Origin of the sequence: Dyadobacter subterraneus, from assembly GCF_015221875.1 — a bacterium.
Lineage (GTDB): Bacteria > Bacteroidota > Bacteroidia > Cytophagales > Spirosomataceae > Dyadobacter > Dyadobacter subterraneus.
This window is the reverse complement of record NZ_JACYGY010000001.1, coordinates 2,730,797-2,753,994: the sequence shown is the minus strand read 5'-3', so window position 1 is coordinate 2,753,994 and position 23,198 is coordinate 2,730,797. Positions and strand designations below refer to the sequence as shown.

The window sequence follows — 23,198 nt, the reverse complement described above, 5'->3', positions numbered from 1 at the left end:
GTTTATTTAACTTTAAAGCAAATCCTTCTGCATTAACAACTTTTTGTAATCATCTGCGGTATCCATATCTACATTACCAAGAGGAAAATCAACGGTTGACATACGATCTTTATTTTTAATAATGATCTTTCTCGCACCAACGTCACCGGTTAATTCCATTAACTCCGGAAAAATGCTTTTATCAAAAAGTACGGGTGTTCCGGCTACTTCTGAATAACTGCTTGCCACAATACTTTTGGTCGAAAGTTCTTTTTCTTTTATCAATTTCATAAGAAGGTCGTTTGTCACAAATGGCTGATCACAAACCATAAAAATAACTTCATTAACATCTGGCATTTGTTCCGTAACATAAGCTAATCCATGACGGATAGAAGATGCCATTCCTTCTTCCCATTCGGGATTGTAAACAATTGCAGCAACCTTATCTCTTATTTCGGATTCGACACGTTTCCTTTCCGCTCCCGTAACCACAACTACATTTTCTACTACTTTTTTTGCAGTCTCAATAGAATAACCCAACAGACTTTTTCCTTTAAAAGGAAGCAGTTGTTTCGGCTGACCCAACCGGGCAGATTTTCCGGCAGCCAGAATGACGATAGCGATAGTAGTTTTCATGGGAAATGGTTTAAATTTTCCCGCCAAATTTGCATGCAGACGGTTATCAGATAACTACAAATATTACGCCAGTCTGTTTTTGAACAAGGTTTTAATCAAATAAATATTAAGTAAAAAAGCAGTTCAGTCAAACACAAAATTGTATCTGACTGAACTGCTGAATCTTCTGATTTTTTAGGAAATATTCTTAAATGCTTCCTCTTCCATGAACGGTTGATTGCGCAGTCGTTTTTTGGTTGCCTTGTAAAAAGCATTGGCTGCTGCGGCACCTGCTGGCGGTAATGCCGGTTCACCTAATCCTGTTGGTGAAATGCCATTATCAACAAAATGAACCTCCACTTCCGGAATTTCATTCATACGGATCAGCCGGAAAGCGTTGAAATTATTTTGATCCGGCGCGCCATCTTTAAAAGTAAGATTTCCATACATGGCGTGTCCAATCCCATCTACGATTCCACCTCTAACCTGTTGAAGAGAACCGCTTTTATTGATCACAATACCGCAATCCACGGCTGCAACCATGTTTTTCAAAACCGGTTTTCCTTTCTCAACAACAACTTCCCCGACTTGCGCTACATAAGAACGGTGTGAAAAATATACACTAAAACCCTGATGAACACCTTTTTTCTTACCCCAGCTACTTTTTTCTGCGGCCAGTTTTATTACAGCAATCATCCGGTCGATATCATATTTTATTTCTCCGGCAGGTGCTTTCTTAGCCTTTTCCAGTAATTCCAATCGGAACTGAATCGGATCTTTTCCGGCGGCCTCAGCCACTTCATCCAGAAACGATTGTTCTGCATAAGCAAGGAAGTTAGTAATAGGTGCGCGCCACGGACCGGTTGTGATCGGTGATTTATGATCTACCGAATCGATTAATAGATTATCCACCGCTCCGGAAGGAAAATTATCTTCACGTGTCGGATTACCCGCGTTCATACCTACACCCCGCAATTTGTAACCAATTAATTGCCCGGTTTTGTCCAAAGCCGCTTCAAAACGATAACGAACTGCCGGACGGTAAGTTCCGCCCGTCATATCATCCTCTCTGGTCCAAACCACTTTAACCGGCGCTTTCATTAATTTTGAAACATGAGTCGCTTCAATGGCATAATCTGCCGAAAGCCTTCTGCCAAAACCACCACCTTGTCTGGTAATTTCTACCGTCACTTTTTCTGGTGGAAACCCAGTGATTTTTGCCGCTTCTGTACGTGCACGATCTGGCGTTTGCGTTGGCCCTACCAGCTCTACCCCATCTTCCCGGACATGCGCAAAAAAGTTCATAGGTTCCAGAGGACTATGCGGCAAAAAAGGACATTGATATTCTGCCGTTACTATTTTAGCAGCATTTTTAAAGGCAGTATCAACGTCACCGTTTTTCCTTCTTACTGTCGCTTCTCCGCCATCCAGTAATTGTTTAAAAATACGGTTATGATCTGCCGAACTTTCCAAATCGAATTCTTTTTCATACTCGATTTTCAACAGTTCACGTGCCTTTTTAACCTGCCAGGTAGATTTTCCGACAACGGCTACGCTGTTTTCAAAAGTAACTACATCGACAATCCCCGGCATTTTTTTAGCCTCCGCGGAATCAACAGATTTCAATTTTAGTCCAAAAGCTTTCGGACGCTGAATCAAGGCAAACAACATGCCTTCCCGATAAAAATCGAGCCCAAAAAGAGGCTTGCCTGTTATAATATTCTGATTGTCAACATTACGGACACTTTGCCCGATCAGTGTGAACGACTTTTCATCTTTTAGTTTAATCTCTTTAGGAATTGTCATTTTTGAAGCATCCTCAGCCAGCTCGCCATACGTTGCTGATTTTCCGGATGCCTTATGAAAAACTTTTCCTTTTTCGGTAGTAATTTCAGAGGAAGACACATTCCATCGTTTCGCCGCCGCCTCGACCAAAAGATATCTTGCCGTTGCACCTGCTTTCCGTAAACGCTCCCATGAATGAGGCACCGCTCCACTCCCGCCCGTGACCTGTCGTTCATATTTGCTGGTATCCAGATTCGCCTGAACTGTCTTCACCTGTTTCCAGTCAGCGTCCAGTTCTTCTGCCACAATCATCGGAAAAGCCGTTTTTATGCCTTGCCCAATTTCCGGATTTGGAGAAAAAATCGTAATAATATTATCAGTTCCAATGGTCAGAAAGCTATTAAAATTTATAGCCCCTGCCGCCGCAGAATCAGGGTTTACGACCTTGGGTAAAGCCGATGCACCCGACCAGCTAAAACCTAGAAATAATCCGCCACCAGCCGTTGCCGCAATTTTCAGGAAATTACGTCTTGAAGTTTGTTCTAATGTCTGCATGACTATTTTGTTTTGGATGCTGCCGATTTTACTGCTTCACGAATCCGGTGGTATGTTCCGCAGCGACAAATGTTGCCGCTCATTGTCTCCACAATCTGTGCATCCGTTGGTTTCGGATTTTTCTTCAAAAACGCAGCCGCCGTCATAATCTGGCCTGCCTGGCAATACCCGCATTGAGGTACGTCAATTTCTTCCCAGGCTTTTTGAACCGGGTGATCTCCTTTTTCTGACAAACCTTCAATCGTTGTCACCTTTCCCTTCCCTACCGCCGATACCGGTAAAACGCAGGAACGGACTGCCTCTCCATCCAAATGAACTGTGCAGGCTCCACATTGGGCAATTCCACAGCCAAACTTGGTTCCTACCAGTCCCAGGTTGTCGCGGAGAACCCATAATAACGGAGTGTCCTCAGCCGCATCTGTTTCGTAGCTGCGGTTGTTGATTTGTAATTTTATTAACGCCATGGTGAAATTGTATTTGTTATAACAATTCAAATGTCATCATCAAAAAATAACGGCAACTCAGAAATTAAACCCGTTTGATTTCTACTAATTTTTGACATTACAAGTTAAACATTATTTTTCTAAAAAACAGCGATTCAAGCAAATCAGAAGGGATATAGCCCGTTAACTATAACGAATTTTTTGCTTTAAAATACCAGCTGCCTTTGTGTATCCGCCCTCTGCTCCATCGACAAAATGGATGTGCGCATTTTCTTCATTCGGTACGTAACATGACATAACTGACTCCTTGCTTACAAAAAGTCCATACCTGATTTTGCCTTCGTTTTCAAGTTTATTGAGCGCTTCTTCCAACAATAAACGTTGTTTCGTATTGCCTGAAATAACTGTGTTGATCCTTCCGTCAATTACCAAAGTATCTGCCAGTTCAACAATGGTGCTCAGGTAAGATTTTCCTTCTTTTGTGTTAAAATAATAAGGTCCGAACAGTAAAATGAATCGATTATAAATCATATACAGAAAGCGAAAGCGACCGAATTTGACCTTCATTTCCAGATTTATTTTGGCAAGTGTTGATTTCAGTTTCAGTTTCGAAACGGAAATTGGCTGACGGTTTTGGGATGTACCATATATTTCGTCCAAAAAATCTACAACTTCTTTAAATACCATTCCTTGCTGTTTCTCATCCCGCGCAATGACCAGCAAACTGATTACTTCATCAAGATTTTCAGGTGGTGCAATTCTATCCCACCGGCACTGCATTCCTTCAAGATCCAGCTGCTGATTGTCGGATTCCAGCATATCCCGTTTAAGATCCTCGCCTTTAATTAATTTTTCAGCATAACTCAATCCATCACCCAGAACAACGGGAATTGAAAACAGACTTGAACTCTTAAATTTGCTGATATTCAGGCCAAAACCATCCTGATAAATTTTATGCACCGAAACGCTGCCGATACGCAGATCAATATCAAAATTTGCACGTGTGTTATCCTTATGAATTTGCAAAGAACGCATGACTTCTGCCAGAATTAATGGTGGAATAATGCAAGTCGCGCCATCGCCACCGAAGAAAAAAGGGACACTTAGATTATTTTTTCGGGCAATATTTAAAACGGCTACTATACAACCTGTTGCTATCAGGTTAACTGCTTCATGCAATCCGTTTTGAACAGCCAGTGTCGAGTTTTTGACGTCGGTAACTACAACATGCCAGTCGTCAGGTAATTCGTGAAATAGTTGGTTTTCTGTAAGCAGATCACTCAGAGAAATTTTGTTGACCGGCAGTGCAGTGTAGAATAAATCATTTATTGACAACGTCGGCATTATTTTAAGGGCTGGTTTCTTTCAAATTTATATCTTTTGACACAAAAAAACGCAATGTTTTCCACACTGCGTTTCCATCCCTATATAATATGAAATTTCTATCTCTTACTTCTTTCCAGCATCCAACCGGGATATTCCACTGGCAGTTTGCTGATTTCATCGAGTTGTTTTAACTCTTCTGTTGTAAAAACAATGTTCACGGATTGGAGGTTATCTTCTAATTGTTCAATTTTATTGGCGCCGACAATTACGCTGGTTACAACGTACTGATGTAAAAGCCACGCCAATGACAACTGCGCAACGGAAGCACCTTTGGATTCTGCCATGGGCTGTAACACATCAATAATATTAAAAGCCCGTTCTCTGTCAACCGGAAAAGAAGCGAAATTTGTCAGCCTGCCACCCGTTTCAGATTCTCCATTCCGGTTGTACTTTCCGCTTAATAATCCGGCTGCCAATGGACTCCAAACCATCAATCCAATTTTCTGGTCATCCAGCAGCGGTACCAATTCGCGTTCTATATCCCTGCCGGCCAGCGAATAATAGGATTGCATGGAAACAAATTTTGCTTTGTCGTTATATTTTGAATAACCAACGGCTTTCATAAGTTGCCAGGCAGATAAATTGCTCCCACCGATGTATCGTACTTTTCCACTTCGAACCAGGTCGTCCAGCGTATTCAGCGTTTCTTCAAATGGCGTAATTGGATCGAAACTATGAATCTGATACAGATCAATATAATCTGTATTTAATCTTTTCAAACTCGCTTCGACCTGCTGCATGATATGTTTGCGGGTAAGCCCCTGGTCATTAGGCCCTTGTCCCATTGCTCCGCGAACTTTGGTGGCAATAATCAGATCATCACGGTTTAATCCTAAATTACGAATCGCCTGGCCAGTGAGTTCTTCCGACATTCCTTCTGAATAAACATTAGCGGTATCAATAAAATTGATTCCTGAGTCTACTGCCTTTTTTACCAATTGGTCCACTGAATCCTGGCCCAGACTTCCCATCACTTTGAAAAAACCTTTACCTCCAAAAGTCATCGTACCCAGGCACAATTCAGAAACTTTTAAGCCGGTGTTTCCTAATACTTTGTATTTCATTTTGCTGCTATTTAATAATACAGCAAAAGTATTGCGGAAGCGGCAGACAAAATTCCTGCTTTCAAAGTAAAAATTATAAAAATCAAAGTATTATTTCCGAAGTGATAAAGGCGTAACGCCCACATTCTTTTTGAAGAAATTATTGAAATAACTCGCATATTCAAAACCCAGGCAAGAGCCGATGTCTGCTATACTCCAATTCGTATGCCTTAAAAGTGCTTTTGCTTCATTACAAATCCGGTCTGTTATATGAGCCGTAGTAGTTTTTCCTGTAATGTCCCGGACAGCGTTGTTCAAATGATTGACGTGAATAGACAAGCTTTCTGCAAAGTCATTGGCCTTTCTTAATTTCAAAACAAAATGTGGCGAATCAATAGGAAATTGCCTTTCCAGTAATTCAAGAAACAAGCTGGTTATCCTGGAAGCCGCATTATTGTGATGCACATCCGACAAAGCCGGCTGCATTTTCATCCCTTCATGAATCATGAGATTTACGTAATTTCTGATTACATCATACTTGTAAATATAGGACGATTCCATTTCGGCGACCATTTTCTCATAAAGTGTATAAAGAAAGGACAGCTGCACTGGATCGGGAAAAAATATCTGATCGCTACCGATTTTAAACAACGGCGACTCCTGAATACTATCCAGACGCTCTTTTGTTTTTAGAAAATCTTCCGTAAATACACACATCCTTCCGGAACGGTCATCCGAAAAAACTTCAAGAGAATACGGTACAAGGGGATTTGAAAAAATTAAAGCGGGTTTATTTATCTCAACCGATTTATCCGCATAATGAATTTTAGCTGGTCCGTTGATACTCCATATCTTGTAATAGTCTCTCCGGTTGTAAGGAACCAGCGGCGTTTTTCCACTCCCTTCAAAAATCTGGGCTTTGAATGGAATAACGTCAAGTTGATAATGTGCAGGTGGTGGAACAAGTTCAGCAGTTCTCGTATTTGTCATGCTGCAAAGTTAATAAAATCAAAGGATACTTAGATTTTATGTTGGCAATTATGACAAATCCGGTTAAACTAATTAATCGGAATAATTTATAGACTTAATCATTATCCAATTCTAACGAAGAGACAATTCCTTAATATTATCAAATTCCGTGTGAGCCGCCATAGCCCTCACAATTCCTCTTTTATCAATCAATATAAAAAAAGGCGTTTCTGTCACTTTGTAACGATGATTGAACCCGTAAGAATTCGGGACCGGAATGAAGCCGCAATTTCTTTTCGGGATTGCACTCCGGCATTCTTCATCGGTATTGATTGTGGTTCCTAACGAAACAATTTCAATTCCTTTTTCACGGTTTTCTTCTACAAAGTCAGAAATAATTTTCGTGCTTTCGAATGTGTATAATGGTTTTTCAAACTTCACCCAAAATCCAAGGAGTACATATTTTCCTTTCAATTTTTCAGAATCATATGTTTTTCCATCCAATCCGTTCATGACAAACGGCGGGATTGGTTTACCAATTTCCGGCATGCCATCTTCATCCAATGTAAGTGTAATACCCGTTTCCACCTCCGATTTCGTTTTGGGAATTAAGGCAAAAGAGGAGGCTTTTCCATATTTATCAAAAACTGGCTGAGTACGGTATCGACCCGGATTTTTCTTTAATAATTCATCGTAAGCATGATAGCTGATCCGCTGTCCGGTTGCCTGATTTACAATTACAGTTTCATCATTCATTACAAACTGCTGATTCATTTTCCCCTTACTCCGAAGCACCTGAGCCGAAGAAATCCTGCTATTTTCTACACAAAAAATGATCAGGAGAAACCCGATAAATCTGAAACTCATAAAAGCTTTTTTGATTTTGTTAAAGATAAAAAGAAGTGTATTTCGTTTTTCTAAATTCCATTATATAACTGTTTTGGATATCTTAATATTTTAACGAAGACTGCATTTCATAAGAATTTTGAAAATTGCATATCTCTTTTATATAAAAAAGGGCCTAGATCGCATAAGACGACTAAGCCCTTTTAACACTAATACCGCAATTATTAAATTTTACCAGCCGATCGTTTCATCCAAATGGAAATAACCACCAGTTGGTCCGTCAGCCGGAAGTGTTGCCAGGAGCACACTTGTACTGGCCCCGTCTTCTGGCGTCATTGGTGCCGCCGATCCGCCAAGCTCTGTATGAATCCAGCCCGGGTGGATCGAATTTACTTTGATAGCAGTATTTTTTAACTCATTCGCCAAGTGAACTGTGAATGAATTTAATGCAGTTTTAGAGGTGCTGTAACCAAACATTTTGATTCCATAAACTGACGAAGAAGGATCAGAAAGCATATTCAGTGAACCAAGAGTACTCGAAACGTTAACAATGCGTCCCGCATCTGATTTCCTGATCAAAGGCAAGAGCACCTGAGTGCTGAATACCACTGCGAAGAAATTCGCTTCCATCGTATCACGCAAAGCTTCCTCTGAAATTCCACTTACAGGAACTTCATTTCCGAAGGACGATACAGGATCGCCTTCATAGCTCACGCCAGCATTATTGATCAGAATGTCAAGTTTTCCGAATTTTTTGTCAAAATATTCATAGGCACTGGTATAATCTTTTTTATCTGACACATCAAATTTTATAAAATCTGATTCAATTCCTTCTGCTTTCAGTTTTTCTACGGCAGCTTTTCCTGATTCCTCATTTCTTGATCCTATCACCGGGAAAATTCCCAGCTTGCCTAGCTTCTTAGCAGTTTCAAATCCAATTCCACGATTTGCGCCGGTAATAAATGCAATTTTTTGTTCTGACATGATTTCTATTATTATAGATTGTTTGTTTAATTACTTACTGATAAGTAAGTTTAAAAGGTAAATTTTTTTATTCTTTTAATTCAAGTTTTATCTGTGTGATGATAGCGTCATAGTGCTCATTTCCAACCAGTCTCGAATGCTGCAATCCACCAGCCATTGCCGATGTAATCAATGAAGCCTTATTAACAGCTTCACCTTTGAAATAGAAAGCCTTTTCTTTTCTACCTGATTCAAGTAACGCAACAAACCATTCTTTTACAGTAGTGAAATACGCACTGGCTGATATTTGTACCTGTTCCGGAATTTCCTTATAATCTGATGCAGTTGATCCGATCATGCAGATTCTGTTTTCGTTTTCCAGGTATTTGCGATAATTGGACATAAAAGCTTCTAATTTCTCCCAATGTCCAAGACCGGAAACTGCCACGATAAAGTCATCAAATTTTTCACTATCCCTCCGGACAACCTCAACGCCCAAATCTTCCTTATTTGGATAATGATAGTGAATCGCAGCATTTTTTATACCAAGTTTTGACGAAATCTGCTGATAACTAAGTGACGGGTAACCGCCTGCCAGGATTAAATCTCTTGCCAGCTCAACTATCTTTTCCTTGGTATCAGTTCTTGTTTTCATATTATTAATTGACTTCACAAAGATACTTACTTATTAGTAAGTAAAACAAATAAACATGAAAAAATTTTTAAATTTTATTATTCAGGATTAGAATGACGTCTGGAATTGCTGGGAACGGTTCTTAATTTCTGCTTCCTTTAATAAATGTGGATGGACTTAATTTAAAAAGAAAGCGCCGTGGAGTGCGGCGCTTTCTTTTTAAATCAGCTTAATAAAATTTCGGATTTGGATTAAGTTTCTGGTTTCCTCTCTGATGCCAGTATGGATAAATTGGCGGTACTTCGCTGGCTGCATCAAGTTTTTTCACTTGTTCATTTGTCAGATTCCAGCCAGTTGCTGCAAGATTTTGTCTTAACTGTTCTTCATTTCTGGCACCAACAACAATGTTTACAACACTTGGACGCTGCAATAACCAGTTCAATGCAACCTGGGCAACAGATTTTTCGGTTTCCTCAGCTACTTCTTCCAACACATCAACAATATTATAAAGCAGTTCAAAATTGGTTTCCGGCCCTTGTGAACCACCCTGACTTAATCTGCTATTCTCAGGTTTTGGCTGATTTCTTTTGAATTTACCACTTAACAAACCGGCGGATAAAGGACTCCAAATCAGTGATCCAACATTTTGGTCAATCGCCAGAGGCATTAATTCCCATTCAAATTCTCTGTTCAAAAGCGAATAGTAAACCTGATGTCCAACATATCTCGACCAGCCATGTTTTTCAGAAACCGACAGTGATTTCATCAAATGCCAGCCAGAAAAGTTGGAGCAAGCAATGTAACGAACTTTTCCGCTTGATATCAGATCATCCAAAGCACGCAAAGTTTCTTCCACAGGCGTGTTGCCATCAAAACCGTGCATGTGGTAAATATCGATATGATCGGTATTCAATCTTCTCAAACTATCCTCACAAGCCTGGATTAAATGCGTACGCGATGACCCGTATTCATTTGCCCCGTCACCCATCGGAAACGTGGCTTTCGTTGAAATCAATACCTGGTTTCTTAAACCGCCCAAAGCCTTTCCAAGAATTTCCTCAGACAATCCGCGGGAATAAACGTTGGCAGTATCAAACAGATTAACGCCTTCTTCCAGGCAGATATTTACCAATGTTTTAGCCTCTTCAACCCCGGTTTCACCCCAGGCCTTGAAAAATTCATTTCCGCCACCGAAGGTAGCCGTACCAAAACTTAACACCGGAACTTTAATCCCGGAAGCACCTAATTGCCTGTATTCCATAAATTTGAAATTACGTTTGTTAATAATTGAATTTCAATATATTATCCACTTCAAGCTAAACTACTTTAACAAAAGCGAAAGTTTAAATTTTCATGTCAAATTTTGAACAAAAATGGCGACAAGATAATTTCGGCTTTTTGTTTTGACTATGATATAAGCGCATTTGAAGCGATAATGTTTTCTGCATTATCTTTCCGTTCATTTTGATTAACTACCAGTGTTAGAAAAAATCACACTAATAAAATATGCCCTAAATAGCTCAAAATCATATTTTAAAAACATGTTTAAATTTTATTGTCAACATCAACAGGAAGTTTATATATCGGATCTTCAACAACGTTTACTTCAATCACCGCATCAGCATTTTTCAGAAGGAGGCGGCAGTCCTCGCTAAGATGACGGAGAAGCAAGGTTTTGTCTTCTTTTTTATAACGTTCTGTCAGTTTATGAAGCGCATCAATTCCACTCATATCAGCAATCCGGCTTTCTTTGAAATCAACAACCACTTCTTTTGGATCATTCGCAACATCAAATTTTTCAGTAAAAGCCATAACAGATCCAAAAAACAACGGACCGAATATTTCGTAATGTTTAACTCCTTTTTCATCAACAAATTTCCTTGCCCGTATACGTTTGGCGCTTTCCCAGGCAAAAACCAATGCGGAAATAATAACGCCGATCAAAACCGCCAGTGCCAGATTATGCAGCCAGATGGTAATCACCGCAACAAGTATCCCGACAAAAATATCTTGCTTCGGCATCTTGTTAATGATCCTGAAACTTCCCCATTCAAAGGTTCCGATGGCAACCATAATCATAACGCCTGTCAGCGCGGCCATTGGAATTCTTTCAATTACAGGAGCACCAAACAAGATCACGACCAGAATTGTACAGGCAGCGATTATACCCGATAATCTCGCCCTTGCTCCGGCAGAAATGTTTACAAAAGTTTGTGCAATCATCGCGCAGCCACCCATTCCGAAGAAAAAACCATTCAGGATATTGGCACTGCCCTGCGCCACACATTCCTTGTTACCATTCCCGCGATTACCAATTATTTCGTCAACTAGATTTAGTGTCAGCAAACTTTCTGTCAAACCGACGCCAGCCATGATCAAGGCATACGGAAAAATGACCTGTAACATTTCCATATTTAAAGGAACGGATGGAATATGAAAGGGCGGAAATCCGCCGGAAACTGAGGCAATATCTTTTACAGTTTTGGTATCAATCCCGAATCCAAGAACCAGCGTAAACACGACAATAATGGCAACCAGTGATGCCGGAATTGCTTTTGTTAATCTGGGTAAAATAAGGACAATAGCAATTGTCAAAGCCACAAGGCCTGTCATAATCCAAAATGTATTTCCCGTAATCCAGACTTTTTCACCGTTTACAATCGTCCTGAATTGTTCAAACTGTGAAGTGAAAATAATAACGGCAAGACCATTAACAAACCCATACATCACGGGTTGCGGAACGAGCCGGATAAATTTTCCGAGCCTGAAAATGCCAACTAAAATTTGAAAAACGCCAGCCAGAATTACGGCAGCAAAAACATACTGTAAACCATGTAATTGCATCAATGCGATCAATACGATAACAGTCGCTCCTGCCCCGCCGGAAACCATACCAGGTCTTCCTCCGAAAATTGCCGTTACCAAACCCATAATAAAAGCAGCGTACAATCCTGCCAATGGAGGAAATCCGGCCAGAATAGCAAAAGAAAGCGATTCGGGCATCATCGTCATCGCGACGGTCAGTCCGGCTAATATTTCGTTTTTGTAATTTACTTTTTGTTTAAAGTCAAATAAATTCAGATATCCGGTCATTTTGTAAAGTAAAAATGGAGCGCAAAAATAGGGTTTAAAGCCGGTTAAATGGCTATTTAAGTATGTTCCGCAGATTTCAACGTGTCCGATAACGAACAGTTCAAGTTACGCTTGCGAACGAATTTGGATCGATAAAAATCCTATCTTACTGATTATCAATACCGTACTTTTAATGGCATAAAAATAGAGTAATCACTGTCAGGCTTACTATCTTTATACCATGCTGCAAAACTATTTTAAAATCGCCTGGCGGAGTCTTTCCCGGAATCGTGCTTTTTCTGCCATTAACATTATTGGACTGGCAATTGGCCTTGCGTCCTGCATGCTGATTAGTCTGTATGTGCTTGACGAACTGAGCTTTGACCGCTATAACGAAAAGGCCAGTCAGATCGTCCGGGTGGTATTTAAAGGAACCATGCAGGGTGGAAAAATAAATGAGGCGCATGTGATGCCGCCTGCGGCTCAGGCACTTAAAGCGGATTATCCGGAGGTGCTTGCGGCAACGCGTTTACGCCAGGGCGGTTATCCAAAAGTGGTACTTGGAGACAAGGAATATTCCGGTGATAAGCTGGTTCTTGCGGATTCGAATTTTTTCCAGGTTTTCACGCTTCCGCTTTTGAAAGGTGATGCCAAAACAGCTTTGTTAGAACCAAATTCGCTGGTTATTACGCAAAAACTGGCTGATAAATATTTTGGAAAAGCAGATGCGATTGGCCAGATCGTAAACTTCAAGGGCGATAGTACAAATTACAAGGTTACAGGTGTCATTGAAAAAGTACCTCAAAATTCGCATTTCAATTTTGATATTTTCGCGTCCATGGCAAGTTATGCGGATTCGAAATCTAATTCCTGGATGGTTTCAGAATTCTTTACCTACCTGGTTTTGCCAAAAGGATACGATTACAAAAAACTTGAAGCCAAACTGCCTCAAACAGTTGATAAATATATGGCTCCCCAGCTGAAACAGGCTATGGGAGTAACTATGGAAGAATTTCGCAAGAGCGGTAATAATCTTGGACTTTACCTTCAGCCGTTAACAGATATACATTTGCATTCCGATTTTGGCTACGATTTGGGCAATAATGGAGATATCAAGTATGTCTACATTTTCGGTGCCGTAGCCATCATTATGCTTGTCATAGCCTGTATCAATTTCATGAATCTTTCCACTGCCGGCGCATCAAAACGCGCCAGAGAAGTGGGCGTTAGAAAAGTTATGGGTTCAGATAAAAAGGAATTGGTATATCAATTTTTACTGGAATCGATCCTTTTGACATCTATTGCCATGGTATTGGCAATAATCTTTGGATATCTTGCCTTGCCCCTATTTAATACTTTGTCGGGAAAAGATTTGTCTCTGCAATTTTCCGCGATTCCTTCCCTCCTTCCCAGCCTTATTCTTTTTGGCCTTGTGGTGGGAATTCTGGCAGGAAGTTACCCGGCATTTTTCCTTTCCTCTTTTAAACCGATTTTGGTACTGAAAGGTAGACTGACAACGGATAGAAAAAGTATCAGTTTACGAAGTGGATTAGTGGTTGTTCAGTTCTTCATTTCTATTACACTGATTATCGGAACTACGGTTGTTTACCGGCAGTTACGTTTTATTCAAAATAAAAAATTGGGATACAGTAAAGATCAGGTTTTGGTCATTGATACCTGGGCGCTGGGACAGAATAAGGAAACTTTCAAACAAGAAATCCTTCGTGATCCGCGTGTGGTTAATGCAAGTTCGTCAAGCTATATTCCGGCTGGCCCGTCTTACAACAACAATTACATGGTTTACCCGGATGACAAAAATATGCAGCTGGTTAAAACCCTGAGATATGACGTGGACGCCAGTTACATCCCGACATTAGGAATGGAAATGGCGGCGGGACGTAACTTTTCAAAAGAATTTGGAAATGATTCATCCGGAGTGATCATCAACGAAACTGCGGCATCCATGCTCGGATTTAAAAAAGATGCACTGGACCGTACCATTACGAATACAAATAACGAAGGCGGCAAAGGAACATATCGGGTGATCGGTGTGGTGAAGGATTTCAATTTCAGATCTTTACACGAAAAAATCACGCCGCTGGTTATGATTCTGAGTAAGGATGCCGGCAATTTGATTGTAAAAATAAAAACGAAAGAAGTTAAGGGCCTGCTGGCTGACATGGAAAATAAATACAAGGAATTCAAACCGGAACAGCCTTTTGCTTTTTCTTTCCTTGATGAAAGATTCAATAATACTTATCAGGCAGAACAAAAAACTGGTTCAATTCTTGGAATATTTGCAGGTCTGACGATTTTCGTAGCCTCACTTGGGCTATTCGGCTTGGCGACTTTTACAGCCCAGCAACGGACAAAAGAAATTGGTGTCCGTAAAGTTTTGGGTGCGTCTATCGGCAGTATTGTAGCATTGCTTTCAGGTGAATTTCTCAAACTTGTACTGATAGCGCTCGTTCTCGCCTCTCCCGTTGCCTGGTATATTATGACCGCCTGGTTGCAGGATTTTGAATATAAAATTTCGATTGAATGGTGGATTTTCGCGATTTCCGGTTTGCTGGCAATAGCCATTGCACTTCTTACAGTAAGTTACCAAAGTATAAAAGCAGCGATGATCAATCCGGTTACTTCAATTAAGATGGAGTAATTTTGATAAGAAAAAATAAAGTCAGCATTTCGTAATCCGATCTTACGTATTGCTGACTTTTTCATTTAAATTCCTTTCTGAACATGAAAAGATTATAACCCAGATCAAGTTCGTGATACAGTTCAAAACCTGATTTTAAATACCAGGAAACATTTTTTTCCGAGGAAGTTTCCAGATAAACAGGTCTGTTTATTTTCCGGGAGTCTTCAATTACCTCTTCCAACAAAATTTTACCAATTCCTTTATTTTGACTTTGCGGATGAACGCCGATAAACCATAAATAAGACATTAGCAAATCCGGATAATTACTTTTAATTGCCCTTTCCCGCGCCATCACCTTTGAGATATTGATCAATCCCGTACAATGTATAATCAGCTTTAAATCGAGCAAGAAGGTTTTGAAACTGTTCTTTTTCTGATCAGGAAAATAAATGAGAGCACAGGCCTTCCGGTTTTACGACAGGTATATCTTTCCAAAAAGATTACAGACATCAAAAGAATACTCCACCAGAGCCCTGATTCTTCTTTCTCTGCTTCCATTTGCGGAAATGATATAATTCACACTTTTGTTGTCAGCAAAAGCTTTCGTGAGGATATCTGTTACCAGTTTTCTATCTTTCGTTGAAGCGATCTGCATCAATTCTTTTTGTTTTATCATTATATTAAAACGTATGACAGGACATTTCAACATTTCCAGACTTTGGAGTTTATATTGAAAAGATGACTTCATTTGCTCTCAAATTTCATAGCAGGCATGTTATTTGCTGTCCCGTTTTCAATCAATCATTAAAAAAACTGAAATGAGAAAATTCATTGCAGCAGGTTCAAATAACATTAATTCCCGTTTTCTCTTTTCATTTTTGTTGACAATGCTGATTTCAATAACATCAGTATTTGCCCAAAATAAAAATTTCCCGCAAGATTCTAGTGCGGTAATCCCGGATACCCTATTATTTCGCCTGGAAAAATATCAGGCGGCGATCACAGATATGAACGCTGCTAACAAGAAAGGTTATGACGGCGATAAAATCAAACTTTCTCTTCAAAATATAAAGGCAAATGTATCGCAGATTGACTCAGCGATGCAGGTTGATAAAACCATTCCGGATTCAAAAAATCTTTTGAACTACCGCCTGATGCTTACCGATGCGCAATTAAAAACCGGAGCCTGGCGAAAATCTTTATCCAAATACAATTCCGAATTGCAACGTATGTCCGAGCAGGTTATTCAGTTCGGTCGCGATTCTTTGTTAATTGTTGATAATAAGGACACTACCCAGCGTCAATATTATTCCCAGCAGATTTCTGATTTGCGGGTTCGCTTACAGGAAACCGGAAAAATTACAGTGGCGAATCTGGATACGGTAAGTCGTTTGCTTGCAGAAGTTTCAACGGTTTATTTTAAAACAACAGATCTGCAATCGGTTGTGGACGATTATCTGAGGGAATCCGGCAGAAATGTTTTGAGCAAGGAATATAGCTATTTATGGAATGCGTCGAAACTTGACAGTACCGATAAAATCGGTAAGCTGATTAAAGTTTCCTATTTCGGTCAGGACAAAATTCTGCGCTATTTTTTCAATTCAACCTGGGACAACCGGATATTTTTGCTTCTGGTTTGCTCCGCTTTTTTCTGGTGGGTTTACATTAATTTCAGACTTGCCGGAAAACCTGATCTCTCAAAAACGATTGGCGAATTAACGTTTAATTACATTGGCAGAATTCCGATCCTGTCGACACTAATCGTTCTTTTCAATATCACTCCCCTATTTGAGCCCGATTCGCCTGCGATTTACATTGAGCTAAACCAGTTTTTTCTACTGATCACACTCACCATCTTTTTGTATCGGCGACTTCCCAAAAACCAGCTTCGGGTTTGGTTTGAGATCGTTGGCTTGTATGTGCTGGTTATTTTCAGCAATGCATTTGTCAACGAAAGTTTTGTTCTCCGTGCGCTTATTATAGGTCTGAACGGCGTTTCCATATATTTCGGAATATGGCTTTACAGGAAAATGAAGGAAGCCAATTTTGAGAAGAAATTCATCAAACCGGTGGTTGTCATTTATGTGATTTTGAACATTTTATCTGTACTGTTAAATATTTTTGGCAGGATAAGTTTGTCTAAATCTTTCAATCTTACAGCCATAAATGGATTGATCCAGGTAATAAGTCTGGCCGTTTTTATTCAGGTAGTTTTGGAAGCAATGGAACTTCAAATCAAGGTAAGCTCGTGTGCTGGCGGATTGTTTTCCAGACTTAATATTACAAAAGTCAGGGTAACTTTCAACAGAATGCTGGCGTTTTTATCCGTATTACTCTGGCTCCTCGCTTTTGCTATTAACCTGAATATCATTGATACTTTTGTCAATATTTCTCAACAGCTTTTAATAAAGCCCAGAACTTTCGGGAACATCACTTTTACATTTGGAAATATCCTGTTTTTCATCGTCATCATATTTGTTTCCAATCAGTTGCAAAAACATATTGGAATTCTTTTTGGAGAAACCGATACGAGTTTTGGAAGCAGCGCAGTTGAAAAAAATTCAAAACTGGCCTTGATAAGGCTGATTATTATTGTTATCGGTTTTCTGTTCGCCATTACGGTTTCCGGCGTTCCACTTGACAAAATAACGGTTTTAATCGGAGCACTGGGTGTTGGAATCGGGCTTGGGCTACAAAACGTAATAAACAATTTCGTATCCGGAATTATATTGATTTTTGAGAAACCATTCAACATCGGAGACTATATCGAGCTGGCTGATAAAAAAGGGAAAGTGCTGGATATTGGTATTCGTTCAAGCAAAATGCTGACGCCGCAGGGATCGCGGGTAATTATTCCAAATGGCGATTTGTTGTCGGGGCGACTGGTCAATTACACACAGAAAAATTCAAGTCTGAAAAGTGAATTAACCTTCAAAGTCAATATCGAAACCGATCTTGAACTTGTAAAAAAACTGATTAACGAAGTTGTTGATCAGGCAAACGACATTATAAAAAATGCCCCAAGACAAATTTTATTCAACGCCATCACGGTTGACAGCGTTGAACTCAAATTATTGGTTTGGGTAAGCAGCGTTTATGTTGAAGCGACTTTCAAAAGTTTTGTTTTTGAACAGCTTCTCAAAAAATTCAAGGAAAATAATATTAAGGTTATGTAAGAACCAAAAAGCTGAGTTCATTACATATCGCCGTCGGAAGTCATAGACAATTTCAATGAAGCCAACAAGCTGTACATGGCCTGATTTATCTGGTCATTATCAACTTTTGCCTGATTTAGAGCTTCTTCTGCGATAAACTTTTTCTTTTTGCCCGATTCAGTTTTCGAAAGTATTTCCTTTTCCTGAATTTCATCATTCTGCTTTTTTCCCAAAGGCGTTACAGTCTGACTTTTTGAAATACCCTCAACTTCATTAATTGTAACATTGTATTTATTTGGCTGACAGTCAATGGTCAGGGTATAACGCAGGTATTCAAATGAAGGTGAAGAAATCGGAGAATAACTTTTCAACACCAATTTCCCGGATTCTCGATCTTCCGAAGCCACTGCATTTTCATAGTTCCCAAAAGTTTTCACCACCCACTTTTGCGCATTTTGAAACAAAACATCCTTTGATTTTTCCAAAGTTGCCACATCGGTGTAAACGATTTTCTTTTGGTTGTCAAGTGGTAAAAAACCATCCTGGCCGAAGCTGCAAAAGTTTACAAGGATTAATAATAAAAAGGATAATTGTATTTTTCTCACAGAGTGGATTTTAAATTCAAAAATTCGGAAAGAACAAATTAGTTGCTTAGCTCTTTTTGAAGGCTGTTGATTTTGCTAACTATATTTTTCAAAACAATCGACTCGTGGGAAGTATCAAAAATGCATTTGCCATCTTTCACAATTAAAACCTGTGGCGATTCATGTCTGATGTTAAATTTTTCAGCTATCAAACGTGAAATATCGCGGTTTTGAATCACATCAACCATGTAAAATGGAATTGAATAATCTGATTCTGACCCGGATTTCATGTTTCTGAAAGCCATCAGGCTGGTCATGCAACGTGGACTATGTTTGTAAATTAAAGCCAATTCTCTCAAATTAGTAAGAGCCTCAACTTCCTTTTCTGATGTTAATGTTATCCAATTCATTTTTATAAAATCAAGTAATCAAAGATCTGATTTGTAATAAACAAAGAACTTCGCTTTGCAGTTTATAATTTTTGAAAATAAATATTTTTGTGGTGGGTTTCACGCAAAGCAAATAAGTTAAAACGCAGAGAGCGCAAAGTTTAAACTTAGTGGCCTCTGCGTTTATTCTTTGCGCATTTGCGTGAACCCTTTCTCATACAAAGTATTTTTATAACCTAATTATCTTTTATTGAAATACACCGAAAATTTTAGATTTTAAGTGTAAAATCAATATAAATATCAGAATGATGGACAGGAGAAATGCTATTAGAAATGTTGCTCTGCTGGTCGGTGGAGCATTTTCAGCGCCAACTTTGATGGCGATGAATCATTGGGAAGATAATTTAAAAGCATCTCCCGCTGCTTTCGCCCTTTCAGATAATCAGAAGTTAATTGTAGCAGAAGTTGCAGAAATCATCATTCCAAAAACAAATACGCCGGGTGCAAAAGATGTCGGCGTTCCTGATTTTGTTGTAATGATGATTCAGGATTGTTACCGAAAACCGGAGCATATCAGCTTTGCTGAAGGTTTGGCGGATCTTGAAAATAAAAAATTCCTTTCTCTCAGTTCTTCGCAGAAATCGGAAATATTAAAACAGGTTGAGTCAAATTCGGTTGAACAGATGAAAGTTTACCAGGTTCAGCAAACGAAGATGGGAGACAATGATGACCGGGAACAAATGAAGGAACAGGCAAAAGGTTTGCCATTCTGGCGACTAATTAAAGAATTGACTTTGCTTGGTTACTACACTTCCGAGCAAGGGCTGAAATCTTCTTTTGACTACGTCCCAATTCCCGGAAAACTGGAAATGACCAAGCTGAAACCGAATCAAAAATCTTTCGCTTACTGATTCACCATATCACCATGAACTTAAATTTAAAAGTAGATAAAACCCACCGTTATGATGCCATTGTGGTTGGCTCTGGAATGACCGGCGGGATGGCTGCAAAGGAACTTACTGAAAAAGGTTTGCAGGTATTGATGATCGAACGCGGCCGGGAAGTGAAACATATTGAAGATTATGACACGGCAATGAAAGGTCCCTGGGAATTTCAGCATCGTGGAAAAATTTCTATTCATTCTGCCGAAGAATACTGGGCAAACAGTCGCTTTGGTAATCTGGCCAATGAAGAAACCGGTGAATTTTTTACTGACGACAAGAAAAATCCATACATAGAAAAACGTCCGTTTGACTGGATACGCGCTTATCATACGGGTGGGAAATCCATGCATTGGGGCCGGCAATCCTATCGTTTCAATAAAAATGATTTCGAAGCAAATGCCAAAGAAGGCATCGCAATCGATTGGCCGATCCGTTATGAAGATCTCGAACCCTGGTATACCCACGTAGAAAAATTTGTAGGTATCAGCGGGCAAAAAGAAAATCTGGAAGTTTTGCCAGACGGACATTTTCTGCCAGCTATGCCGATGAGCGCGCCCGAGCTTTATTTCAAGGAACAGATGATGAAAAAGCTTAACCGGCCTATCACCATAGGTCGTGTGGCGAATCTTACCAAACCGCAACCCTGGCATACGGAATTGGGAAGAGCTTCCTGTCAGTACCGCAGCAAATGCAGCAGAGGATGTCCTTATGGTGCATATTACAGCTCACTTTCCGGTTCAATTCCGGCAGCCCGAAAAACGAATAAACTTACGGTTTTGCATGATACCATTGCCAGTGAAATTATTTTTGATGAAAAAACACAAAAGGCTACCGGCGTTCGTGTTGTGAATCAGAAAACGTTAGCTGTCGAAGAATATTTTGCCAAAATCATTTTCCTGAATGCCGGTTCGATGAACTCGGCAGCACTTCTTTTAAACTCAAAATCAAACCGCTTTCCAACAGGATTTGGTAACGACAGCGATCAGGTTGGCCGAAATATCATGGATCATCATCTCGGTGTTGGTGCCAATGCAACGGTTGAAGGTTTTGAAGATGATTACATTTTCGGACAAAGACCGAATGCGCTTTACATACCAAAATTCAGAAATTGGGGAACGGATAAACGGGATTATTTGCGCGGTTTTGGCTACCAGGGCGGAGCAAGCAGAAGTGACTGGAAACGAGGAATTACTACCGATGGTTTCGGCGCGACTTTTAAAGAAGACATGACCAAACCGGGAAGCTGGGTTATGGGTTTTGGTGGTTTTGGTGAAGTTCTACCAAATCCTGAAAACCGAATGTATCTGGATAAAGACAAAAAGGATCCGTACGGAATTCCGATGATTGTGTTTGATGCAGCTTTTGGTGAAAATGAAATTGCGATGCGGAAAGATATGATGAATGCCGCCGTGGAAATGCTGGAAGTTGCCGGCTTCAAAAACGTTGCCGGATTTAATCGTCAGGATACACATTTGGGATTAGGCATACATGACATGGGAACGGCGCGTATGGGAAAGGATCCAAAGACCTCGGTTTTGAATAAATTCAACCAGGTTCACGCGGCAAAAAATGTTTTTGTAACGGATGGAGCTGCTATGGTTTCTTCCTCTTGTGTGAATCCCTCAATTACTTATATGGCGATGACGGCCAGAGCTGCAAACCATGCTGTGGAAGAACTGAAAAAACAGAATTTGTAGTTAAAGAGAAAAACAGATCGACTTTTAAAGACATGGCAGCTTTTAAAAGTCGATCTGTTTTAACCTGACTATTGATCTTTTATCATGAAACTTCCAGTCGGTATCCAACACCATGCACGGCGCTGATTTTCACATTTAAATCTTCCGAGAGCATTTTTCTCAATCTGGAAACAAAAACGTCTACGCTCCTTCCGACAATAATTCCCTCATCTTCCCAAACAGATTTTAGAATAAAATCACGTTCCATGATCTGGTTTATGTTATTGACAAATAGAAGAAGTAGTTTTCCTTCTCGGTAAGTAAGATTATGACTTTTACTTCCCGAAATGAGCAGCAACTTTGTCATATCCAATGAAGAGTTACCAAAAACAATTTTAGTATTTGCTTCAAATTTTACTGGCTCCTGTTCAGTCAACTCAGGTAAGTTTTTTGTTTTCTTCCAAACTATATAACCAAGTCCCGCAAGCAGACTCCCGACCGGAAAAATCCACCAATTACCACTTGCCGTTGCTGTCTTAGTTTCCGGATAAAAACTTACTTTCAAAGAATAACAACCAGCTTCCAATTTTCGACCGCTGCATGGTACTCCATGTTTTTGATTTAAATCCTGAAAATTATAACCCAAAACAATTGTGCTGTTTTCGCAATGAAGTACCGAAACATCATAACCACGGTCAATTCTGTGAATTTTCAATGATTTCTGCAACAAATCCGGGAGCTTGTCATAATCAAAAAGTTTATCAATCCTTACCAGAAATGTATTTGCGTCCTGCTGTTGAACCGGCGTAATTCCGGATGTAGAATCTCCATTTTCAACAAGTAAAAGATGTGCAGTACGGCGCAAGGCAAGATTTACTTTTTCCGAAAATCTGACAGAATCGTTATTCCCCTTCACTTTTTCGAGCGTCGAAAAAATCAGAAAAGTCATCACCAACAAAGTGACTGTGGCAGTTGTTTTCAATCTGACATCTCTGAAATTCATCTTTTCGAAATTTATTATAAACTTACTAAAATGACCTGAATTAACATCCTTCCTTGTTTTTATTCAAAAATGGAAACCAGTTAAATACCGGGAACAACATGGAATAGGTGACATTTATTATTTTCCTGCCCGAAATATCAGTTTTGTTGGCAGGTTCAATGATGATATTATCCCCTACTTGCGCTGATTTAAGAACCTCCCGCAACTCAATACTGCGAACTGAAAAATTATGTGCATAGGCATCAGCATCAACAATTTTTCCATTCCGTCTAAGATAAGCGAAAAATGGCAATCCGGTTTTAGACTCGGATTTCGAAGTGAGGTTGATTAAAGTCAAATGCCCATTTGTTACGTGAACAAAATTTTCCGGCTCTGCCAATTTTCCATTGAGAAGTAATGCATAGCTGCTAACAGCACTGTTTTTGGGTAATGCCTCGGAGGTCGAAAATGTAAAAGCATAAAACAGAATCACTAAGATTCTTGCCAATTGATTTTTCATGGTATCAGATCGGTTGG

At 39.7% G+C, this 23,198-nt stretch carries 21 protein-coding genes; 4 read left to right on the top strand and 17 right to left on the bottom strand.

From position 1 onward, the window contains the following. Window positions 1–12 precede the first annotated feature (12 nt). The 11 genes from IEE83_RS11260 to IEE83_RS11210 all read right to left on the bottom strand — a co-directional run bounded on the left by IEE83_RS11260 (window position 13) and on the right by IEE83_RS11210 (window position 12,311). Complete coding sequence (locus IEE83_RS11260) at window positions 13–615, bottom strand: nucleotidyltransferase family protein (RefSeq protein ID WP_194120675.1); 603 nt, start codon at window positions 613–615, stop codon at window positions 13–15. Window positions 616–789: 174 nt separating this feature from the next. Then, complete coding sequence (locus IEE83_RS11255) at window positions 790–2,934, bottom strand: xanthine dehydrogenase family protein molybdopterin-binding subunit (RefSeq protein ID WP_194120674.1); 2,145 nt, start codon at window positions 2,932–2,934, stop codon at window positions 790–792. A gap of 2 nt (window positions 2,935–2,936) precedes the next feature. Then, entirely contained in the window at window positions 2,937–3,398 is a 462-nt protein-coding gene (locus IEE83_RS11250) for a (2Fe-2S)-binding protein (protein ID WP_194120673.1), read from the bottom strand. 162 nt (window positions 3,399–3,560) lie between these two features. After that, window positions 3,561–4,721 carry a DUF3095 family protein gene (locus IEE83_RS11245; protein ID WP_194120672.1) on the bottom strand — a complete coding sequence of 387 codons (1,161 nt, stop codon included), beginning with the start codon at window positions 4,719–4,721 and terminating at the stop codon, window positions 3,561–3,563. Between the two features lie 98 nt (window positions 4,722–4,819). Continuing rightward, complete coding sequence (locus IEE83_RS11240; protein ID WP_194120671.1) at window positions 4,820–5,827, bottom strand: aldo/keto reductase; 1,008 nt, start codon at window positions 5,825–5,827, stop codon at window positions 4,820–4,822. A 90-nt stretch (window positions 5,828–5,917) separates the two neighbouring features. Continuing rightward, the gene (locus IEE83_RS11235; RefSeq protein ID WP_194120670.1) at window positions 5,918–6,796 is read right to left on the bottom strand and encodes a helix-turn-helix domain-containing protein; all 879 of its coding nucleotides are present in this window, start codon (window positions 6,794–6,796) and stop codon (window positions 5,918–5,920) included. 111 nt (window positions 6,797–6,907) lie between these two features. Then, a complete protein-coding gene (locus IEE83_RS11230; protein WP_194120669.1) occupies window positions 6,908–7,642 on the bottom strand; it encodes a TlpA family protein disulfide reductase in 735 nt (244 codons plus the stop codon). A gap of 210 nt (window positions 7,643–7,852) precedes the next feature. Beyond that, window positions 7,853–8,605: an SDR family oxidoreductase gene (locus IEE83_RS11225; RefSeq protein WP_228101770.1), complete on the bottom strand. Its 753-nt coding sequence runs from the start codon at window positions 8,603–8,605 to the stop codon at window positions 7,853–7,855. A 67-nt stretch (window positions 8,606–8,672) separates the two neighbouring features. After that, the gene (locus IEE83_RS11220) at window positions 8,673–9,239 is read right to left on the bottom strand and encodes a TetR/AcrR family transcriptional regulator (RefSeq protein WP_194120668.1); all 567 of its coding nucleotides are present in this window, start codon (window positions 9,237–9,239) and stop codon (window positions 8,673–8,675) included. Between the two features lie 208 nt (window positions 9,240–9,447). Continuing rightward, window positions 9,448–10,479, bottom strand: coding sequence for an aldo/keto reductase (locus IEE83_RS11215; protein ID WP_194120667.1), 1,032 nt, complete (start codon window positions 10,477–10,479; stop codon window positions 9,448–9,450). 284 nt (window positions 10,480–10,763) lie between these two features. Further along, window positions 10,764–12,311, bottom strand: a complete 1,548-nt coding sequence (locus IEE83_RS11210; protein WP_194120666.1) for a SulP family inorganic anion transporter — start codon at window positions 12,309–12,311, stop codon at window positions 10,764–10,766. Window positions 12,312–12,531: 220 nt separating this feature from the next. Between IEE83_RS11210 and IEE83_RS11205 the strand changes: the two genes are divergently transcribed. Then, the gene (locus tag IEE83_RS11205) at window positions 12,532–14,949 is read left to right on the top strand and encodes an ABC transporter permease (protein WP_194120665.1); all 2,418 of its coding nucleotides are present in this window, start codon (window positions 12,532–12,534) and stop codon (window positions 14,947–14,949) included. A gap of 61 nt (window positions 14,950–15,010) precedes the next feature. Here IEE83_RS11205 and IEE83_RS11200 read toward each other — a convergent pair whose 3' ends face one another. Further along, entirely contained in the window at window positions 15,011–15,340 is a 330-nt protein-coding gene (locus tag IEE83_RS11200; protein WP_194120664.1) for a GNAT family N-acetyltransferase, read from the bottom strand. Window positions 15,341–15,403: 63 nt separating this feature from the next. Next, window positions 15,404–15,679 (bottom strand): hypothetical protein, encoded by a 276-nt coding sequence (locus tag IEE83_RS11195; protein ID WP_194120663.1) that lies wholly within the window; start codon window positions 15,677–15,679, stop codon window positions 15,404–15,406. Between the two features lie 70 nt (window positions 15,680–15,749). On the opposite strand from IEE83_RS11195, the gene IEE83_RS11190 reads away from it, so the two are divergent. Next, complete coding sequence (locus IEE83_RS11190; protein WP_194120662.1) at window positions 15,750–18,107, top strand: mechanosensitive ion channel family protein; 2,358 nt, start codon at window positions 15,750–15,752, stop codon at window positions 18,105–18,107. 20 nt (window positions 18,108–18,127) lie between these two features. On the opposite strand, the gene IEE83_RS11185 is transcribed toward IEE83_RS11190, so the two are convergent. Next, window positions 18,128–18,691, bottom strand: coding sequence for a DUF4468 domain-containing protein (locus IEE83_RS11185; RefSeq protein WP_194120661.1), 564 nt, complete (start codon window positions 18,689–18,691; stop codon window positions 18,128–18,130). A gap of 38 nt (window positions 18,692–18,729) precedes the next feature. Further along, window positions 18,730–19,080 carry a bacillithiol system redox-active protein YtxJ gene (gene ytxJ / locus IEE83_RS11180; protein WP_194120660.1) on the bottom strand — a complete coding sequence of 117 codons (351 nt, stop codon included), beginning with the start codon at window positions 19,078–19,080 and terminating at the stop codon, window positions 18,730–18,732. A 284-nt stretch (window positions 19,081–19,364) separates the two neighbouring features. Here ytxJ and IEE83_RS11175 point away from each other — a divergent pair, with 284 nt between their 5' ends. Both IEE83_RS11175 and IEE83_RS11170 read left to right on the top strand, forming a co-directional pair. Further along, on the top strand, window positions 19,365–19,970 hold the full coding sequence (locus IEE83_RS11175) for a gluconate 2-dehydrogenase subunit 3 family protein (protein ID WP_310588493.1): 606 nt from the start codon (window positions 19,365–19,367) through the stop codon (window positions 19,968–19,970). Between the two features lie 14 nt (window positions 19,971–19,984). Beyond that, window positions 19,985–21,700 (top strand): GMC oxidoreductase, encoded by a 1,716-nt coding sequence (locus IEE83_RS11170; RefSeq protein ID WP_194120659.1) that lies wholly within the window; start codon window positions 19,985–19,987, stop codon window positions 21,698–21,700. An 82-nt stretch (window positions 21,701–21,782) separates the two neighbouring features. Here the strand turns inward: IEE83_RS11170 and IEE83_RS11165 are convergent, their stop codons facing one another. Together IEE83_RS11165 and IEE83_RS11160 are read right to left on the bottom strand one after the other, a co-directional pair. Then, the gene (locus tag IEE83_RS11165; protein WP_228101769.1) at window positions 21,783–22,682 is read right to left on the bottom strand and encodes a winged helix-turn-helix domain-containing protein; all 900 of its coding nucleotides are present in this window, start codon (window positions 22,680–22,682) and stop codon (window positions 21,783–21,785) included. A gap of 40 nt (window positions 22,683–22,722) precedes the next feature. After that, the gene (locus IEE83_RS11160) at window positions 22,723–23,181 is read right to left on the bottom strand and encodes a hypothetical protein (RefSeq protein WP_194120658.1); all 459 of its coding nucleotides are present in this window, start codon (window positions 23,179–23,181) and stop codon (window positions 22,723–22,725) included. Between the last annotated feature and the right edge of the window lie 17 nt (window positions 23,182–23,198).

Excerpts from the sequence above, each read along its gene's own strand:
- IEE83_RS11260 (WP_194120675.1), bottom strand. The coding sequence starts at position 615 with ATGAAAACTACTATCGCTATCGTCATTCTGGCTGCCGGAAAATCTGCC.
- IEE83_RS11255 (WP_194120674.1), bottom strand. The coding sequence starts at position 2,934 with ATGCAGACATTAGAACAAACTTCAAGACGTAATTTCCTGAAAATTGCG.
- IEE83_RS11250 (WP_194120673.1), bottom strand. The coding sequence starts at position 3,398 with ATGGCGTTAATAAAATTACAAATCAACAACCGCAGCTACGAAACAGAT.
- IEE83_RS11245 (WP_194120672.1), bottom strand. The coding sequence starts at position 4,721 with ATGCCGACGTTGTCAATAAATGATTTATTCTACACTGCACTGCCGGTC.
- IEE83_RS11240 (WP_194120671.1), bottom strand. The coding sequence starts at position 5,827 with ATGAAATACAAAGTATTAGGAAACACCGGCTTAAAAGTTTCTGAATTG.
- IEE83_RS11235 (WP_194120670.1), bottom strand. The coding sequence starts at position 6,796 with ATGACAAATACGAGAACTGCTGAACTTGTTCCACCACCTGCACATTAT.
- IEE83_RS11230 (WP_194120669.1), bottom strand. The coding sequence starts at position 7,642 with ATGAGTTTCAGATTTATCGGGTTTCTCCTGATCATTTTTTGTGTAGAA.
- IEE83_RS11225 (WP_228101770.1), bottom strand. The coding sequence starts at position 8,605 with ATGTCAGAACAAAAAATTGCATTTATTACCGGCGCAAATCGTGGAATT.
- IEE83_RS11220 (WP_194120668.1), bottom strand. The coding sequence starts at position 9,239 with ATGAAAACAAGAACTGATACCAAGGAAAAGATAGTTGAGCTGGCAAGA.
- IEE83_RS11215 (WP_194120667.1), bottom strand. The coding sequence starts at position 10,479 with ATGGAATACAGGCAATTAGGTGCTTCCGGGATTAAAGTTCCGGTGTTA.
- IEE83_RS11210 (WP_194120666.1), bottom strand. The coding sequence starts at position 12,311 with ATGACCGGATATCTGAATTTATTTGACTTTAAACAAAAAGTAAATTAC.
- IEE83_RS11205 (WP_194120665.1), top strand. The coding sequence starts at position 12,532 with ATGCTGCAAAACTATTTTAAAATCGCCTGGCGGAGTCTTTCCCGGAAT.
- IEE83_RS11195 (WP_194120663.1), bottom strand. The coding sequence starts at position 15,679 with ATGAAGTCATCTTTTCAATATAAACTCCAAAGTCTGGAAATGTTGAAA.
- IEE83_RS11190 (WP_194120662.1), top strand. The coding sequence starts at position 15,750 with ATGAGAAAATTCATTGCAGCAGGTTCAAATAACATTAATTCCCGTTTT.
- ytxJ (WP_194120660.1), bottom strand. The coding sequence starts at position 19,080 with ATGAATTGGATAACATTAACATCAGAAAAGGAAGTTGAGGCTCTTACT.
- IEE83_RS11175 (WP_310588493.1), top strand. The coding sequence starts at position 19,365 with ATGATGGACAGGAGAAATGCTATTAGAAATGTTGCTCTGCTGGTCGGT.
- IEE83_RS11170 (WP_194120659.1), top strand. The coding sequence starts at position 19,985 with ATGAACTTAAATTTAAAAGTAGATAAAACCCACCGTTATGATGCCATT.
- IEE83_RS11165 (WP_228101769.1), bottom strand. The coding sequence starts at position 22,682 with ATGAATTTCAGAGATGTCAGATTGAAAACAACTGCCACAGTCACTTTG.
- IEE83_RS11160 (WP_194120658.1), bottom strand. The coding sequence starts at position 23,181 with ATGAAAAATCAATTGGCAAGAATCTTAGTGATTCTGTTTTATGCTTTT.